General features: G+C 73.7%; 13 protein-coding genes. 5 read left to right on the top strand and 8 right to left on the bottom strand.

The window, feature by feature from the left end:
- Positions 1-368 precede the first annotated feature (368 nt).
- The 3 genes from BKE38_RS27980 to BKE38_RS27970 all read right to left on the bottom strand — a co-directional run bounded on the left by BKE38_RS27980 (position 369) and on the right by BKE38_RS27970 (position 3287).
- On the bottom strand, positions 369-1688 hold the full coding sequence (locus BKE38_RS27980) for a TRAP transporter large permease (RefSeq protein ID WP_083747925.1): 1320 nt from the start codon (positions 1686-1688) through the stop codon (positions 369-371).
- The gene (locus BKE38_RS27975; protein WP_083747924.1) at positions 1685-2230 is read right to left on the bottom strand and encodes a TRAP transporter small permease; all 546 of its coding nucleotides are present in this window, start codon (positions 2228-2230) and stop codon (positions 1685-1687) included. Before BKE38_RS27975 ends, BKE38_RS27980 begins: the two co-directional genes overlap by 4 nt.
- Before the next feature lie 64 nt (positions 2231-2294).
- Positions 2295-3287, bottom strand: a complete 993-nt coding sequence (locus tag BKE38_RS27970) for a TRAP transporter substrate-binding protein (protein ID WP_076960438.1) — start codon at positions 3285-3287, stop codon at positions 2295-2297.
- A 200-nt stretch (positions 3288-3487) separates the two neighbouring features.
- Here BKE38_RS27970 and BKE38_RS27965 point away from each other — a divergent pair, with 200 nt between their 5' ends.
- Entirely contained in the window at positions 3488-4975 is a 1488-nt protein-coding gene (locus BKE38_RS27965) for a phospholipase D-like domain-containing protein (protein WP_242662599.1), read from the top strand.
- Between the two features lie 112 nt (positions 4976-5087).
- Here the strand turns inward: BKE38_RS27965 and BKE38_RS27960 are convergent, their stop codons facing one another.
- Complete coding sequence (locus BKE38_RS27960) at positions 5088-5954, bottom strand: LysR substrate-binding domain-containing protein (protein WP_076960436.1); 867 nt, start codon at positions 5952-5954, stop codon at positions 5088-5090.
- Between the two features lie 140 nt (positions 5955-6094).
- Here BKE38_RS27960 and BKE38_RS27955 point away from each other — a divergent pair, with 140 nt between their 5' ends.
- From BKE38_RS27955 to BKE38_RS27940, 4 genes are read left to right on the top strand one after another with little or no spacing between them, the layout of a single operon-like run.
- Complete coding sequence (locus BKE38_RS27955) at positions 6095-7072, top strand: Bug family tripartite tricarboxylate transporter substrate binding protein (RefSeq protein ID WP_076960435.1); 978 nt, start codon at positions 6095-6097, stop codon at positions 7070-7072.
- Positions 7072-8046: a D-2-hydroxyacid dehydrogenase family protein gene (locus tag BKE38_RS27950; protein WP_076960434.1), complete on the top strand. Its 975-nt coding sequence runs from the start codon at positions 7072-7074 to the stop codon at positions 8044-8046. The genes BKE38_RS27955 and BKE38_RS27950 overlap by 1 nt, the downstream gene beginning before the upstream one ends.
- A 15-nt stretch (positions 8047-8061) precedes the next feature.
- Entirely contained in the window at positions 8062-8895 is an 834-nt protein-coding gene (locus BKE38_RS27945; protein ID WP_076960433.1) for an enoyl-CoA hydratase/isomerase family protein, read from the top strand.
- Positions 8892-10961: an acetate--CoA ligase family protein gene (locus tag BKE38_RS27940; protein ID WP_076960432.1), complete on the top strand. Its 2070-nt coding sequence runs from the start codon at positions 8892-8894 to the stop codon at positions 10959-10961. Before BKE38_RS27945 ends, BKE38_RS27940 begins: the two co-directional genes overlap by 4 nt.
- Here BKE38_RS27940 and BKE38_RS31680 read toward each other — a convergent pair.
- The 4 genes from BKE38_RS31680 to BKE38_RS27920 form a co-directional block, all read right to left on the bottom strand.
- Complete coding sequence (locus tag BKE38_RS31680; protein ID WP_083747926.1) at positions 10891-11532, bottom strand: Bug family tripartite tricarboxylate transporter substrate binding protein; 642 nt, start codon at positions 11530-11532, stop codon at positions 10891-10893. The two genes, BKE38_RS27940 and BKE38_RS31680, sit on opposite strands and share 71 nt — an antisense overlap.
- On the bottom strand, positions 11499-12575 hold the full coding sequence (locus BKE38_RS27930) for a CaiB/BaiF CoA transferase family protein (RefSeq protein ID WP_076960430.1): 1077 nt from the start codon (positions 12573-12575) through the stop codon (positions 11499-11501). Before BKE38_RS27930 ends, BKE38_RS31680 begins: the two co-directional genes overlap by 34 nt.
- Positions 12576-12808: 233 nt before the next feature.
- Positions 12809-13567, bottom strand: coding sequence for an anti-sigma factor family protein (locus BKE38_RS27925; RefSeq protein WP_076960429.1), 759 nt, complete (start codon positions 13565-13567; stop codon positions 12809-12811).
- A complete protein-coding gene (locus tag BKE38_RS27920; protein ID WP_076960428.1) occupies positions 13564-14040 on the bottom strand; it encodes a sigma-70 family RNA polymerase sigma factor in 477 nt (158 codons plus the stop codon). Before BKE38_RS27920 ends, BKE38_RS27925 begins: the two co-directional genes overlap by 4 nt.
- Positions 14041-14759 lie beyond the last annotated feature (719 nt).

The following is a 14759-nucleotide window of genomic DNA, read 5'->3' as shown; positions in this document are numbered from 1 at the left end:
GGGCGGTTGGGGCCGTGGTGGCCTGGGCCGCGGCCCGGCGTGGCAGTGCCAGCGCGCCGAGGGCGGTGCCCAGCGTGGCGGCGCCCAGAAGGGTTCGGCGATCGGTCATGGCGGCTCCTGTCGTCGAGCGGGCCGGCATCCGGCGCCGGTCCTGCCGCGACAACCGCGCTGCGGGGCAAAAGTGTCCGAAAATTCAGAAACAGAATGTGTCACCGGCCGGCTCCGCGACGACGGGCGGCGGCCAGCCGCGGCCGAGGCCAGGCCGCTGCCGGCCGCGCGGAAGGCGCGGCCCGACGCGCTGACCGGGGCGCGCCATCGACGCCGATCGGTGGCCGCCCGGGGCGGCGCCGCGCCGCCCCTTTCCTGTCCTATCCCAGGAATTCCGGGGAGATCATCCGCGGCAGGAACAGCACCAGCGATGGCCAGAGGATGATCAGGAACAGCACCGCGAGCATCGGGATCAGCATGATCATGGTGTCCTTCAGCGCATCCGCCATGCGCATCCCCGCCACCGAACAGGCGATCATCAGGCAGAGGCCATAGGGCGGCGTCACCAGGCCGAAGGCCAGCGCGACGATGCCGATCATGGCGAACTGGATCGGATCCATCCCCACCGAGACGGTCAGCGGCTGCAGGATGGCGCCGACGATGATGATGGCCGGGATGGCATCCAGGAAGCAGCCGGTGATCAGGAAGACGCCGGCGATGAACAGCCCGGTGCCGATGGCACCCATGCCCCAGCCCTGCACGCCCTCCAGCAGCACGCGCGGGATCTCGTAATAGGCCAGCAGCCAGCCGAAGGCGCTGGCGGTGCCGACGCAGAACAGCGCGATCGCGGCCAGCCGCCCGGAATCGACCAGGCTGTCCCACAGGCCGGGCAGCTTCATCTCGCGATAGACCAGCAGCGACAGCGCGCCGGCATAGAGCACGGCGATGCAGGCGCTCTCGGTCGCGGTGAACCAGCCGAACAGCTTGCCGCCGATGATGATCAGCGGCGTCATCAGCGCCGGCACGGAGACCGCGAAGGCGCAGGCCAGCTGCCGCCAGGTCGAGCGCGGATAGGTCGGATAGCCGCGGCGCACCGCATAGGCATGGACGGTGGCCATCTGCACGCCCGCGATCAGGATGCCGGGCACCACGCCCGCCAGGAACAGCCCGCCGATCGAGACGCTGAGCACGCCGCCCCAGACGATCATCAGGATGGAGGGCGGGATGATCACCGCCAGCACCGCCGAGACCGCGGTGATCGCGACCGAGAAGCTGTCGTCGTAGCCTTCCTTGCGCTGCGCCTCGATGAAGATCTTGCTCTGGCTGGCGGCATCCGCCGTCGAGCTGCCGGAGATGCCGGCGAAGAAGAAGGACAGCACGACGTTGATCTGCGCCAGGCCACCGGGGAAGTGGCCGACCAGCCCGCGGGAGAGCGTCATCAGCCGGTCGGTGATGCCGCCGACATTCATCAGGTTGGCGGTCAGCAGGAAGAAGGGCACCGCCAGCAGGATGAAGCTGTTATAGGCGTTGAAGGTCTCCTGCACGAGGATGAACAGGGACAGCCGCGGCTCCAGCATCAGGATCGGCGCGCAGGACAGGCCGAGGGCGAAGGCCACCGGCACGCGCAGCGCCAGCATCAGGAAGAAGCCGCCGAACAGGATGGCCGCCGCCAGGCCCGGGGTCAGCAGGGTGCCGCTCATGCGCGATGGGTCTCCGGGGCCGACAGCAGGCGCGCGGCGCGCCACATGCGTTCCGCGCTGAAGATGACGAAGGAAAACCCGGCCAGCGGCCAGGCCATGTGGATCAGCCAGAGCGGCAGCTCGGCCATCTCGCTGATGCGGTAGAAGGCGCTCTCGGTGAATTCCCAGCCGAAGACCAGGAAGATCAGGGCGAAGGCGAGGACGAAGACGCCGGTCAGCAGTTCGATCATCGCCAGGCCGCGCGGCGACAAGCGAGGAAAGACGTCGACCACGAAATGCGTCCCCTCGCGCACCGCCAGCATGGCGCCGATCATCACCATCCAGACCAGGCCGAAGCGGGCCATCTCCTCGGTCCAGATGTAATGCGGCAGCAGCGCGGTGAAGCGGGAGACGATCTGCAGGGTGACGGGAAACAGCAGCACCAGCACGCTCAACCCCAGCAGCCCGCGCAGCAGCGCGGCATAGAGGGCGATCAGCCGGCTCAGCCAGGCATCGGGCGGCGCGCCGAGCGCCGGGCCGCTGCCGTCATAGGTCTCGGTCATGCGGGGTTCCATCCGCTGGCCGCCCGCCGGTCCTGGCGGGCGGCACGTTGCAGGGTGCGGCGCGTCAGCCGGCGACGCCGGTGATGCGGCCGAGGATCCCCTCCGCCTCGATCTCCCTGGCATAGGCGCCGAGCACCGGCGCCACCTTGTCCATCAGCGCCTGGCGGTCGCTGAACTCGACCTTCTTCAGCCGGCCGGCGGCGGCCAGGGCGTCGATCTTCTGGCTGTCCTCGCCGGACTCGATCTGCCGGCCATAGGCCGCGGCCTCCGGCCCGGCGCGGCGGATGGCGGCCTGCAGCTTCGGCGGCAGGCGGGCGAAGCTGCCGGCGGAGAAGCAGATCGGGCGAACGGTGACGGCGTGCTGGGTCTGCGCCAGATGCGGCGCCACCTCGAAGAAGCGCATCTGCTCGACGCCGGCAGCCTCGTTCTCGCCGGCCTCGATGACGCCGTTCTGGATGGCGTTGTAGATCTCGTTATAGGCGATGACGGTGGGCGACATGCCGGCGGCGGCGAAGGTGCGGCTCCAGATCGGCGCGCCCTGCACCCGGACCTTGACACCGCGCAGCTCGGCCAGGTTCGTCAGGGGGCGGTTCGCAAAAATGTTGCGGATGCCGCCCCCCGCATAGCCCACCAGCATGACGCGGGCGCGCTTCTCGACCTCGTCGCCGATCGGCTTCAGCAGGTCCTGGTCCATCACCCGGTTCCAATGCGCCAGATCCCGGAACAGGAAGGGCGCATCGATGAAGGGTGCGGCGCGCGAGAAGGTCGACATATGCGCCGGCGAGACGATGCCGTAATCCAGCGCCCGCCCCTGCGACATGTATTCGAAATACTGCTTCTCGAGGCCGAGGCTGCTGTTCTTGTGCAGCACGAAGTTGATCGGCTCGCCGTAATACTGGCGCACCAGCTCCTCGAAGCGCACCAGGCAGCGCGTGAAGGCATGCTCGTCGTTGAACTGCGAGGCGCCGTTCAGCGTGATGGCCTGGGCCGCGGCCTTGCCGGTGATGGCGAAGCCGCCCACGCCCAAGGCCTGGGCCAGCAGGGTCCTGCGTTGCATCTCGTCTTCTCCCCATGACGGCCGAGCTCTGCCGGCCTGGGATGAAGGCTAAGTCATTCCTTGGTCATATTGAAAGCCGATTGTCCGATGACATGGTCCGATGACCCTGGCCTGCCTGCCGCGATAAACGAGGTCGGGATACCCCCCCGGGCCGGGCCGGCCGCATCGCCAAGCACGCGGTTCTCTGGTTTAATGGGCGCATGAACGAGATGGCGCCCCCGGCTGCTTCCGCTGCCCTGCTGCGGCCCGGCGAGACCTGCTGGCGCCTCGAGCAGGCCGGCAGGCTCGCCGTCATCGTCGATGCCGACGAGTATTTCCGCATCGCCCGCGCCGCCATGCTGGCGGCGCGCCACCGCATCATGCTGATCGGCTGGGATTTCGACGCCCGGATCACGCTGGGCGCCGGCAACCAGGACGCGGCGCCGGACCAGCTCGGCGAATTCATCCTCTGGCTGGTGCGCAACCGGCCGGAGCTCAACGTCTATCTGCTGCGCTGGGATCTGGGTGCCGTCAAGACGCTGTTCCGCGGCAGCACCATCATCACCCTGGCGCGCTGGATGTGGCACGACCGCATCCACACCAAGCTGGACGGCGCGCATCCGACCGGCGCCTCGCACCACCAGAAGATCGTCGTGCTGGACGACGAGACCGCCTTCTGCGGCGGCATCGACATGACCGGCGAGCGCTGGGACACGCGCGCGCACCGCGACGCCGATCCCGGCCGGGTCAGCCCGGCCGGCCAGCCCTACAAGCCCTGGCACGACGCCACCACGGCGCTGGAGGGGCCGGCGGCCGCGGCGCTCGGCGAGCTGGCGGTCGACCGCTGGCATGCCGCCGGCGGCAGGAAGGTGGTGCCGGTGCCGCGCGGCAACAGCTGCTGGCCCGCGGCGCTGACCCCGCAATTCGAGGATGTGGCCGTAGCCATCGCCCGCTCCTATCCGGAGATGCCGGAGCGCGCGCCGGTGCGCGAGGTGGAGCGGCTGCATCTCGAGCTGATCGCCGCAGCCCGGCGCTGCATCTATGCGGAGAGCCAGTATTTCGCCTCGCGCCGCGTCGCCGAGGCCATCGCCCGGCGCCTGGCCGAGCCGGACGGGCCCGAGATCGTGCTGATCAACCCGGTCAGCGCGCAGGGCTGGCTGGAGCCGGTGGCGATGGACACCGCCCGCGCCCGGCTGCACGAGGCGCTGCGGCGGCTGGACACCACAGGCCAGCGCTTCCGCCTCTACCATCCGGTCACCGCCTCGGGCGAGGCGATCTACTGCCATGCCAAGATCATGATCGTCGACGACCGGGTGCTGCGGATCGGCTCCTCCAACCTGAACAACCGCTCGATGCGGCTCGACACCGAATGCGACGTGGCGATCGATGCCGGCGATCCGCGCCAGCCCGCGCTTGCCGCCCGCATCCGCGACATCCGCGACGACCTGCTGGCCGAGCATCTGGGCCTGACCGCCGCGGCGGTCGCCGAGGCCATCGCCGCGGAGGGCTCGCTGATCGGCGCGATCGAGGCGCTGCGCGGCCCCGGCCGGTCGCTGCGGCCCTACGAGGAGCCCGACCTCGGCGCGGTGGAGGCCTGGCTGGCCGACCACGAGGTGCTCGACCCCGAGGGGCCGGAGGAGATGTTCGAGGCGCTGAGCAAGCGCGGCCTGTTCCGCGGCCGGCTGCGGCGGCTGAAGCCGGCCGGCTAGGCGATGGCGCGAGAGCGGGTTGCCTGCTGACGGAGGCAGGCAACCCGCTCTCGCCTTTTGTTGGATCGCGGGATCCCGGCTTTTCGGTGAGTCCGCCTCAAGCCATCACGCTCTAGGCTGGCGCCGCCTCGGCCACCAGCCAGTCGGCGAAGGTGGCCAGCGGCATGCTGGCCTGGCCGGTCGGCAGCAGCAGCCAGTAGAAGTCGCCGGTCGGAATGCTGGCCGGGTCGAGCGCCACCAGCCGCCCCGCCTCGACCTCGTCGCGCAGGAAGGCGGGCGAGCAGATCACCACGCCGAGCCCCTCCAGCGCCGCCTGGATCGCCAGGCTGGTGCTCTCGAACAGCAGCGGCGGCTGGGGCGCCACGGTGCCGCGGGCCTGGTGCCACAGCGCCCAGTCGCCGGCGCGCACCCGGCTGCCCAGCAGCCGCGCCGAAGCCGGCCAGGCCCCCTCCCCGCCGCGCAGCAGCGACGGCGCGGCGAAGGGCGAGATCTCGACCGCCTGCAGCCGCCGCCCGCCGAAGGGCGGCGGCGTTCCCGGCGGCACGGTGCGCACCGCCGCATCGACGCCCTCCCGCGCCAGGTCGACCACGGCGGTGGAGGTCGAGACCTCGACATCGATGCCCGGATGCGCCGCATGGAAGCGCGGCAGCCGCGGGATCAGCCAGCGCAGCGCCCAGGTGGTGTAGGCGCGGATCCGCAGCGGCGCCGGCCGCAGCTGCAGCTGGTCGACGGCCGCCTGGATCTGCGCGAAGCCGCCGCGCAGCTCCTCCGCCAGGCGGGCGCCGGCGGCGGTCAGGCCGATGGCGTTGACGCCGCGCCGCACCAGCGGGCAGCCCAGCGCCTTCTCGAGCTCGCGCAGCCGCTTGCTGATCGCCGGCTGCGTCACCCCCAGCCGCGCCGCGGCCGCGGTCAGGCTGCCGGTCTCCGCCACGATGCGGAAGGCCCAGAGGCTTTCAAAGGGCAGCGGCGCGGGACGCATGTCGCCGACCCTAACATCAGGTTGGGGTAGCGCAAGCAATTCTCGGACTTCCGGCGCGGCGCGCAGGGCGGAAGATGGCGGCAAGCAAGCGGCGCCCGGCGGCCATCCCGCCGAGAGACGCCGACGGAAGGGAAGACGCCATGCACCGCCGCACCGCCCTGATGACCATGCCTGCCCTGCTCGGCCTCGCCGCCGGGCGCGCCGCCGCGCAGGGCCGCTTCCCCGACCGGCCGATCCGGCTGATCATCCCCTTCGCCGCCGGCGGCAGCAACGACATCGTCGGCCGCGTCGTCGCCGAGGGCATGGGGGCGCGGCTCGGCCAGTCCTTCGTCGTCGAGAACCGCGGCGGCGCCGGCGGGCTGCTCGGCAACGAGGCGGTGGCGACGGCGGCGAAGGACGGCCACACCCTGCTGCTGGGCGGCAGCGGCAGCTTCCTGATCAGCAGCCTGGTGCAGCCCAAGGTGTCCTACGACATCATCCGCGACTTCGCGCCGATCGGCTTCATCGGCAACGCGCCCAATGTCATCACCGTCAACCCGCAGGTCGAGGCGCGCACCATGCCCGAGCTGCGCGCGCTGGCGCGGCGGGCGCGGCCGCCGCTCTCCTATGCCAGCCCCGGGGTGGGCACCACCGGCCATGTGCTGGGCGCCCTGCTGGCGCTCGAATTCAGCGCCGAGATGGAGCACATCCCCTATCGCGGCACCGGCCCGGCGATCACCGACGTGCTGGCCGGGCGGGTCAATATCCTGACCAATGCGGCGGCGCCGCTGCGGCCGCATATCGCCGGCGGCGGGCTGCGCGCCCTCGCCGTCGCCGCGCCGCGCCGCCTGGACTTCCTGCCGGAGCTGCCGACCACGGCGGAGCAGGGCTTTCCCCGCATCATCTCCTCCACCTGGTACGGGCTGCTGGCGCCGTCGGGCGTCGCGCCGGAGCGCATCGCGGCGCTGCATGCGGCGCTGAACGCCACCCTGGCCGACGGCGACGCCCGCCGGCGCCTGGCCGAGGAAGGCGTCGAGATCGAGACCAGCCCCAGCCCCGCCGACTACGCCCGCTTCCTCGAGGCCGACCGCGCGCGCTGGCAGGAAGTCGTCACTCGCGCGAAGATCCGGGCCGAGTGATGCCGCGCCCGCCGCTGCGCCGCATCCTGGTGCTCGACGATTACGGCGCGGCCGCCGCGGCGGCGGCCGACTGGTCGGGCCTGCCGGTCGGCTTCCTCACGGAAAAGCTCGACGACGCGGCGCTGGCCGCGCGCGTCGCGGCGGAAGGCGCCGATGCGCTGGTGCTGATCCGCGAGCGCAGCCCCTTCCCCGCCGCGCTGCTGCGCCGCCTGCCCGGGCTGCGGCTGCTGGTGACCACCGGCATGCGCAACCGGGTGCTCGACCTCGCGGCCTGCGACGCGGCCGGCATCGCCGTCTGCGGCACCGCCTCGCTGGCCTCGCCGACGGTGGAGCTGACCTGGGGGCTGATCCTGTCGCTGGCCCGCCAGCTGCCGCAGCAGGAGCGGCGGCTGCGGGACGGCCTGTGGCAGCAGGGCGCCGGCCTCGGGCTGGAGGGGGCGACGCTGTCCATCGCCGGGCTGGGGCGCATCGGCAGCGGCGTCGCTGGCATCGGCCGCGCCTTCGGCATGCGGCTGCTGGCCTGGAGCCCGAACATGACGGCCGCCACCGCCGAGGCCGCCGGCGCCACCCTGGTCGACAAGGACACCCTGCTGCGCCAGGCCGACATCCTGACCCTGCATCTGGGGCTGGGCCCGGCCACCCGCGGCATCCTCGGCGCGGCGGAGCTGGCGCTGATGCGGCCCGGCGCGCTGCTGGTGAACACCGCGCGCGGCCCGCTGGTCGACCAGGCCGCGCTGATCGCGGCGCTGGCCAGCGGCCATCTGGGCGGCGCCGCCATCGACACCCACGAGGCCGAGCCGATGCCGCCCGGCGACCCGATCCGCCAGGCGCCGAACACGCGGCTGACGCCGCATCTCGGCTACGTCACCCGCCAGAATTTTTCCCTCTACTTCGAAGGCGCGGCGGCCTGCCTGCGCGCCTGGAATGCCGGCATCGCCTTGCCGCGGCCGCTGAACGCCGCCGCCGAAGCCTGAAAAGGACCGCCCCGCATGACCCCGACCTCCGCTGATTCCGACGCGATCCTGCTGCAGGCCGACGGGCCCGTCGCCGTGCTGACCCTGAACCGCCCCGCCGCGCGCAACGCCATCGACGACGCCATGCGCGCCGCGCTGATGGCGGCCCTCGACCAGGTGGCGCGCGACGACGGCGTCAAGGCGCTGGTGGTCACCGGCGCCGGCCGCGGCTTCTGCGCCGGCGGCGACGTCAAGTCGATGCAGGCGCGGCTGGCGGTGCCGCCCGGCGAGGTGGCGCTGAACGGCTGGCGCCGGCAGCAGCGCACCCACCATGCCGTGGCCATGCTGCACGCTTTGCCCAAGCCCACCATCGCCGCGGTCAATGGCGCCGCCACCGGGCTCGGCTGCGACCTGGCGCTGGCCTGCGACTTCGTCATCGCCGCAGAGTCGGCGCGCTTCGCCATGAGCTACATCCTGCGCGGGCTGATCCCCGATGGCGGGGGCATGTATTTCCTGCCGCGCCGCGTCGGCCTGGCCCGCGCCAAGGAGCTGATCTTCACCGGCCGCACGCTCGAGCCGGCCGAGGCGCTGCGCCTCGGCATGATCGAGCGCGTCGCCGGCGACGACAGCCTGCTCGCCGAGGCCTGCGCCTGGGCCGCCGAGCTCGGCCAGGGCGCCCCCGCCGCGCTGGCGCTGAGCAAGGGCATCCTCGACCAGAGCTCCGAGCTCTCGGTCGAGCAGGTCTTCGCGCTGGGCAGCCAGGCGCAGGCGATCTGCTACAGCTCGCGCGAGCACCAGGAGGCGGTCGCCGCCTTCCTGGACGGCGTGGCGCAGCGCCGCGCCGCCCGCGCTGCCGGCCAGCCGGCATGAGCCCGCTCGCCGCCCTGCTGCGGCCGCGCAGCGTCGCCGTGATCGGCGCCTCGGCCGATGCCACGAAGATGACCGGCCGCCCGGTCGGCTATCTGCAGAAGCACGGCTTTTCCGGCGAGATCTGGCCGGTGAACCCCCGCGCGGAGACGATCGGCGGCCTGGCCTGCTACCCGGAGGTCGCGGCGCTGCCCGGCGCGCCGGACGCCGCCATCGTGCTGCTCGGCGCCGAGCGGGCCGAGGCCGCGGTGCGCGACCTGGCCGCGCGCGGCTGCCGGGCCGCCATCGTGCTGGCCAGCGGCTATGGCGAGGCCGATGCGGCGGGTGCGGCGCGGCAGCAGGCCCTGCTGCAGGCGGCGGGCGGCATGCGGCTGCTCGGCCCCAACACCATCGGGCTGGTCAACCTGACCGACGGCATCATGCTCTCGGCCAGCGGCGCGCTGGAGGCCGGCGGCCTGGCGCGCGGCCGCATCTCGGTGGTGTCGCAGAGCGGCGGCATCCTGGGCTCGCTGCTGTCGCGCGCCGCCGACCGGGGCATCGGCTTCGCCAAGCTGGTCTCCACCGGCAACGAGGCCGATATCGACAGCAGCGAGATGATCGCGCATCTGGCCGAGGACGCGGCGACCGAGGTGATCGCCGTCTACATGGAGGGGCTGCGCCGGCCGGCGCTGTTCCGCCAGGCGGCGCGGCGCGCGGCGGCGCTCGGCAAGCCGGTCGTGGTCTACAAGGTCGGGCGCTCGGACTCCGGCGCGCGGGCGGCGAGCTCGCACACCGGCGCGCTGGCGGGCGCCGACCGGGTCTATGACGCGCTGTTCCGCCAGGACGGCGTGATCCGTGCCGAGAGCTTCAACGACCTGCTCGACATCCCGGCGGCGCTGGCCGCGCGGCGGCGGATGCGCGGCAACCGGGTCGCCATCCTGACCTCGACCGGGGGCGCGGGCACGCTGCTGGCCGACAATTGCGGCCTGGCGGGCATCGAGGTGCCGCCGGCCGCGGCGGCGACCGCGCAGCGTCTGGCAGGCCTGCTGGGCGAGCCGGCCGAGGCGGTCGCCCGCAACCCGGTCGACGTGACGCTGGCCGGGCTGCGGCCCGAGCTGCTGCGCGGCGCCATCGACGCGCTGCTGGACAGCCCTGACCATGACGCGACGGTGGTGGTGATCGGCTCCTCGGCGCTGGCGACGCCGGATCTCGCGGCCGGCGCCATCCTCGACTGCCAGGCGCGCAGCGACAAGCCGGTGCTGGCCTATGTCAGCCCGCATGCGCCGCATCTGCTGCGGCGGCTGAACGAGCAGGGCATCCCCGCCTTCGCCACGCCGGAGAGCTGCGCCGCGGTGCTGCGCGCGCTGCAGCCGGCGGCGCTTTCGGCGCTGCCCGCGCCACGGGCAGAGGACCCTGGCCTGCTGGCCGGGTTTCCTGCGGGCGCGCTGAACGAGGCCGAGAGCAAAACCATCTTCGCGCGCTTCGGGGTGGCGGCGGCGCGCGAGCGGGTCGCGGCCGATGCCGCGGCCGCCGCGGCCGCGGCGCGCGATCTGGGCGGCGAGGTGGTGCTGAAGCTGCTGTCGCGCGCCATCGCCCACAAGAGCGAGCTGGGCGGCGTGCGCGTCGGCCTGGCGCCGCAGGAGGTGCCGGAGGCCTGCGCCGCCATGCTGCGCCGGCTGCAGGCGGCCGGCGCCCCGGCGCCCGAGGGCTTCCTGGTGCAGGAGCGCATCCGCGGCGGCGTCGAGATGATCCTGGGCTTCCACCGCGACCCGCAGCTCGGGCCGGTGATCCTGCTCGGCTCCGGCGGGGTCGCGGCCGAGCTGTTCCAGGACACCGCGCTGCGGCTGCTGCCGATCACCCGCGACGATGCCGAGGCCATGGTCGGGACGCTGCGCGCCGCCCGCCTGCTGCGCGGCTATCGCGGCGCGCCGCCGGCCGACGTCCCGGCGCTCGTCGAGGCCATCCTGGCCTTCGCCGCCATGGCCGAGGCGGCCGGGCCGCGGCTGCTGGAGGCGGAGATCAACCCGCTCTTCGTGCTGCCCGAGGGCCAGGGGGTGCGCGCCGCGGACGGGCTGGCGGTGCTGGGCTGAGTCCGGGGCGCCCTGCTGGCTCATCGGGCCGGATGCCGGTCTCCTTCACCAGCTTCGTCCACATGGCGAGTTCCCCGGCGACGCGGCGCTCCAGCCCCGGCGGATCCTCGAAGCTGACCAGGGCGCCGGCCTCCAGCGCGCGGCGCTGCAAGGAGATGTCGGCCAGGATCTCGCGGCAATCGGCGGCCAGGTCGCGGCGCGGGTCGACATCGCCGAAGCCTTCCACCGCCGGCTTGCCGGTGATGGTGCCGGAACAGCCGATCAGCAGGGTATGGCCGTCCGGCTTCGCCCGGATCACCGCCTGCAGCGCCAGCATGCCGTTGCCGCCGGCGCGGTTCTCCACCACCACCGGCACGCCCAGCCGGTCGGACAGCGGCTGGCTGATCGGCCGGGCGGTGTAGTCGGTGGTGCCGCCGGCCGGGCCGCTGACCACCAGGGTCACGACGCGGCCGGGGAAGCTCTCGACGGCCCGCGCGCCCCGCCCCGACAAGGCCAGGGTGGGCAGCGCCAGGGTGGGCAGAGCCAGCGTCGCGCCGATCAGCCGCCGGCGGCGATCTCCTTCGTCAGGCATGGCATGTCCTCTGCTGTTGCCGGCCCGTTCGCCGGGCTCGGTTCGCCGGCCAGCACGCCGCGTGCGGCCAGGGCGGCGATCTCCGCCGGCAAAAGCCCGGCCTCGGCCAGGACCTCCGCATTGTGCTCGCCAAGGCGCGGCGGCTGGCGCGTCAGGCCGGGCCGGGCGCGCCCGGCGCCGAGCTCCACCGGCAGGGCCGGCAGCGGCGCCAGCGGCCCGGCGCCGCCGCCGAGGGCGGAGATCGCCGTGTCCAGCAGGCCGCCGCTGGCCAGCAGATGCGCATCCTCGAACAGGTCGGCCGGCTGCCCGACCGGGGCCCAGGAGATCCGCGCCGCCTCGCAGCGGGCGACCACGCTGTCGCGCGGCAGGCCGGCCAGCACCGCGCGCAGCCGCGGGATCAGCCAGGGCCGGGCGCCGGCGCGCCGGGCATTGGTGCGCAGCCGCTCGTCGCCGGCGAGCTCGGCCAGGCCGAAGGCCTCGCAGAAGCGGATCCACTGCGCGTCGCTGGTGACGCCGACGAAGACCTGGCTGCCCTCGGCCGTGTCGAAAGGCTCGTAGACGCCCCAGGCGCCGGCCCGCAGCGGCTGGCCCGGCGGGCCGGTCATGGAGGCCAGCCCCGCCTGGAACTGCACCACCTCGTCGAGCGCCGGCCGGTGCTCGTAAGGCCCCGCCAGAAAACCCTTCAGCGCCAGATGGACCAGGCGCGGGTTCAGCGCCTGCAGCGCGGGCCCGCCGCAGCCCAGCCGCTCCATGGTGCCGGGCCCGTCATTCTCCAGCACCAGATCCGAGGCGGCGACCAGCGGGTGCAGCGCGGCACGGCCTTCCGGCTGCTTCAGGTCGATCGCCAGCGAGCGCTTGTTGCGGTTGAAGGTGGCGAAACAGCCGGCGGCGAAGCCCGGCAGGTGGCGGGTATGGTCGCCGCCCGGCGCCGGCTCCACCTTGATCACCTCGGCGCCCAGATCGGCCAGCACCAGCCCGGCGCAGGGACCCATGATGGTGTGGCTGAATTCCAGGACGCGCAAGCCCGCCAGCGGCCCGCTCATGCGGCCTTCGCCCGGGCGCGGAAGCCGCGCAGGCTGCCGCCGCGCGGCAGGGCGCTGGGCAGCGGATGGTCGACGATGCGCTCCGCCCTTGGCAGCCCCCTCGATCGCCGCCGCCCTGCGCCGCCGTCCCGCGATCGGCCGGGCGATCCGGCGTCGCGAGCACAGACTGCGGCACGCGCTGGATCATTCAGCCAGGGCAGCGCGCCGGGACGGCGAGAAAGGTCACCTGTCCGTCACCGCCACAGCGCCGCGAATTCGGCGAGCTCGCGCGCATTCAGGTCGGACGCGACCCAGAAGCTCATCTCGCCGGCCGTCCAGTGCAGGAAGTTGTAGCCTTCGCGGCTGCCGGCGGTCTCGGCCGGGTCTTCCTCCGCCGCGGCGGGGCGGACGAAAAGGTTGATGACATGCTGACGCCGCTTATAGACCAACGCCGCCGTCGCACCCCCCGGCAGCTGGTCCAGCCGGGCACCGGCCAGCGGAAAGCCCTGGGCGGCCAGGTCGCGCACCGGTGGCGCGAAAGGCAGGCGGCCGGCGAACCAGGGCTTCACCGTGTGCTGCTCGGCCGAGACGACGTCGAGCAGGTGGTCGGGCTGCAGCGCGCGGATATGCGCCGCCACCACCCAGTCGGCCATCGGCTCCCGCCCCGCGCCGTTCCAGGCACCGTCGGGCAGCACGGCGAAGACCAGCAGCGCCGCCGCCAGCGCCCCCATCGCCGCCGAGCCGAAGGGCCGTGCCCAGGTGCCCGGGCGCCGCGCCGTGCCCGGCCGGGCCAGCTGGCGGCGGACCGCGGCGCGCAGATGCGCCGGCGCCTGGTGCCGCGGGATGCCGGCGCGCAGGCTGCCCGACAGCGCGATCAGCCGGCCCTGCAGCCCGGCGCAGGCGGGGCAGGATTCCAGATGGGCGGCGACGCGCGCGGCCTCCGCCGCCTGCAGCTCGCCGTCGATATCGGCCTGGATCAGCAGCTGCATCTCCTGGCAGGGATCGCCGGTCATGCGCCCGCCTCCCCCGCCTGCGCCAGCAGCGCCCGGCGCGCCCGCCACAGGCGCGACATCACCGTGCCGACCGGCACGCCGGTGATGCGGGCGATCTCCTTGTAGGACAGCTCCTCGATCTCCTTCAGCACCAGGCATTCGCGCAGCTCGACCGGCAGCGCCGCCAGCGCCTGCTCCAGCCGCGCCGCGTCCTGCTGCCGCGACAGCGCGGCGTCCGGGCCATCGGCCTGGTCGGGCAGGTCCAGCACCGCCGCCTCCTCCAGCCCCTCGCCCTGGCGGCGGGCGGCGAGCATCGTATAGGCAGTGTTGCGGACGATGCGCAGGAACCAGCCGCGGCCGTCCTCGCCCCGGAAGGAGGCGAAATAGCTCAGCCCCCGCAGCACCGCCTCCTGCACCACGTCCTCCGCCAGATGGGGGTCCCGCACCAGCCAGCGCGCCAGGCCATAGGCAGCGTCGAGATGCGCCAGCACCACCGAGTCAAAATCCTGGGCGTCAAGGCCCTGGGCGGGGCCGTCAGCCTGCGGCCCCCGCCGCCATCGGTCCCGCCAGCCCACGCGTCAGCCGCGCCGCGCCGGGGGATGGCCGGACGCGGCGGCGCCGGAGGCCGGGCGGCGCCGGGAAGGCGGTCGATCGCCGCGCCGCGGCGCGGATCCGGATGGCAGCATCGTCACTCCTGCGTCGCCGGCCAGCCGCGCCGCTCGCCGCCCAGGCTAGAGCGTGATGGCCCGCGGTGGAATCACCGAAAGCCCGGATCACGCGATCGAGCATCCGCCGGCGCGGCAAGGCCTCGGCCGGCCGGGCAACGGCGCTGGCCTGCCGCGTCCTCCCCTGCACAGACCGGCGGAGCGGCCAGGATATTCGCGGCGGAGCCGGATCTTTTTTCGGGCACCGGGGCGGAGCGCCCGCGCCGGATCGTGCCGGAGCCGGCGATGGCGGCCTGCTACGCCCCCCCGGGCGTCTCCCCCGCCGCCCGCCGGTCTGTGCAGGGGAGGACGCGGCAGGCCAGCGCCGTTGCCCGGCCGGCCGAGGCCTTGCCGCGCCGGCGGATGCTCGATCGCGTGATCCGGGCTTTCGGTGATTCCACCGCGGGCCATCACGCTCTAGCCTGGGCGGCGAGCGGCGCGGCTGGCCGGCGACGCAGGAGTGACGATGCTGCCATCCGGATCCGCGCCGCGGCGCCGCGATCGACCGC

This window comes from Teichococcus deserti (assembly GCF_001982615.1).
GTDB classification, from domain to species: Bacteria; Pseudomonadota; Alphaproteobacteria; order Acetobacterales; family Acetobacteraceae; genus Pseudoroseomonas; species Pseudoroseomonas deserti.
The sequence above is the reverse complement of the archived record's forward strand: the minus strand, read 5'-3'. Positions and strand labels throughout refer to the sequence as shown.

What these genes read in the sequence shown, in the direction of transcription:
- BKE38_RS27925 (WP_076960429.1), bottom strand. Translation starts at nt 13,567, where the DNA reads ATGACCGGCGATCCCTGCCAGGAGATGCAGCTGCTGATCCAGGCCGAT.
- BKE38_RS27930 (WP_076960430.1), bottom strand. Translation starts at nt 12,575, where the DNA reads ATGAGCGGGCCGCTGGCGGGCTTGCGCGTCCTGGAATTCAGCCACACC.
- BKE38_RS31680 (WP_083747926.1), bottom strand. Translation starts at nt 11,532, where the DNA reads ATGCCTGACGAAGGAGATCGCCGCCGGCGGCTGATCGGCGCGACGCTG.
- BKE38_RS27975 (WP_083747924.1), bottom strand. Translation starts at nt 2,230, where the DNA reads ATGACCGAGACCTATGACGGCAGCGGCCCGGCGCTCGGCGCGCCGCCC.
- BKE38_RS27960 (WP_076960436.1), bottom strand. Translation starts at nt 5,954, where the DNA reads ATGCGTCCCGCGCCGCTGCCCTTTGAAAGCCTCTGGGCCTTCCGCATC.
- BKE38_RS27970 (WP_076960438.1), bottom strand. Translation starts at nt 3,287, where the DNA reads ATGCAACGCAGGACCCTGCTGGCCCAGGCCTTGGGCGTGGGCGGCTTC.
- BKE38_RS27965 (WP_242662599.1), top strand. Translation starts at nt 3,488, where the DNA reads ATGAACGAGATGGCGCCCCCGGCTGCTTCCGCTGCCCTGCTGCGGCCC.
- BKE38_RS27955 (WP_076960435.1), top strand. Translation starts at nt 6,095, where the DNA reads ATGCACCGCCGCACCGCCCTGATGACCATGCCTGCCCTGCTCGGCCTC.
- BKE38_RS27940 (WP_076960432.1), top strand. Translation starts at nt 8,892, where the DNA reads ATGAGCCCGCTCGCCGCCCTGCTGCGGCCGCGCAGCGTCGCCGTGATC.
- BKE38_RS27950 (WP_076960434.1), top strand. Translation starts at nt 7,072, where the DNA reads ATGCCGCGCCCGCCGCTGCGCCGCATCCTGGTGCTCGACGATTACGGC.
- BKE38_RS27980 (WP_083747925.1), bottom strand. Translation starts at nt 1,688, where the DNA reads ATGAGCGGCACCCTGCTGACCCCGGGCCTGGCGGCGGCCATCCTGTTC.
- BKE38_RS27945 (WP_076960433.1), top strand. Translation starts at nt 8,062, where the DNA reads ATGACCCCGACCTCCGCTGATTCCGACGCGATCCTGCTGCAGGCCGAC.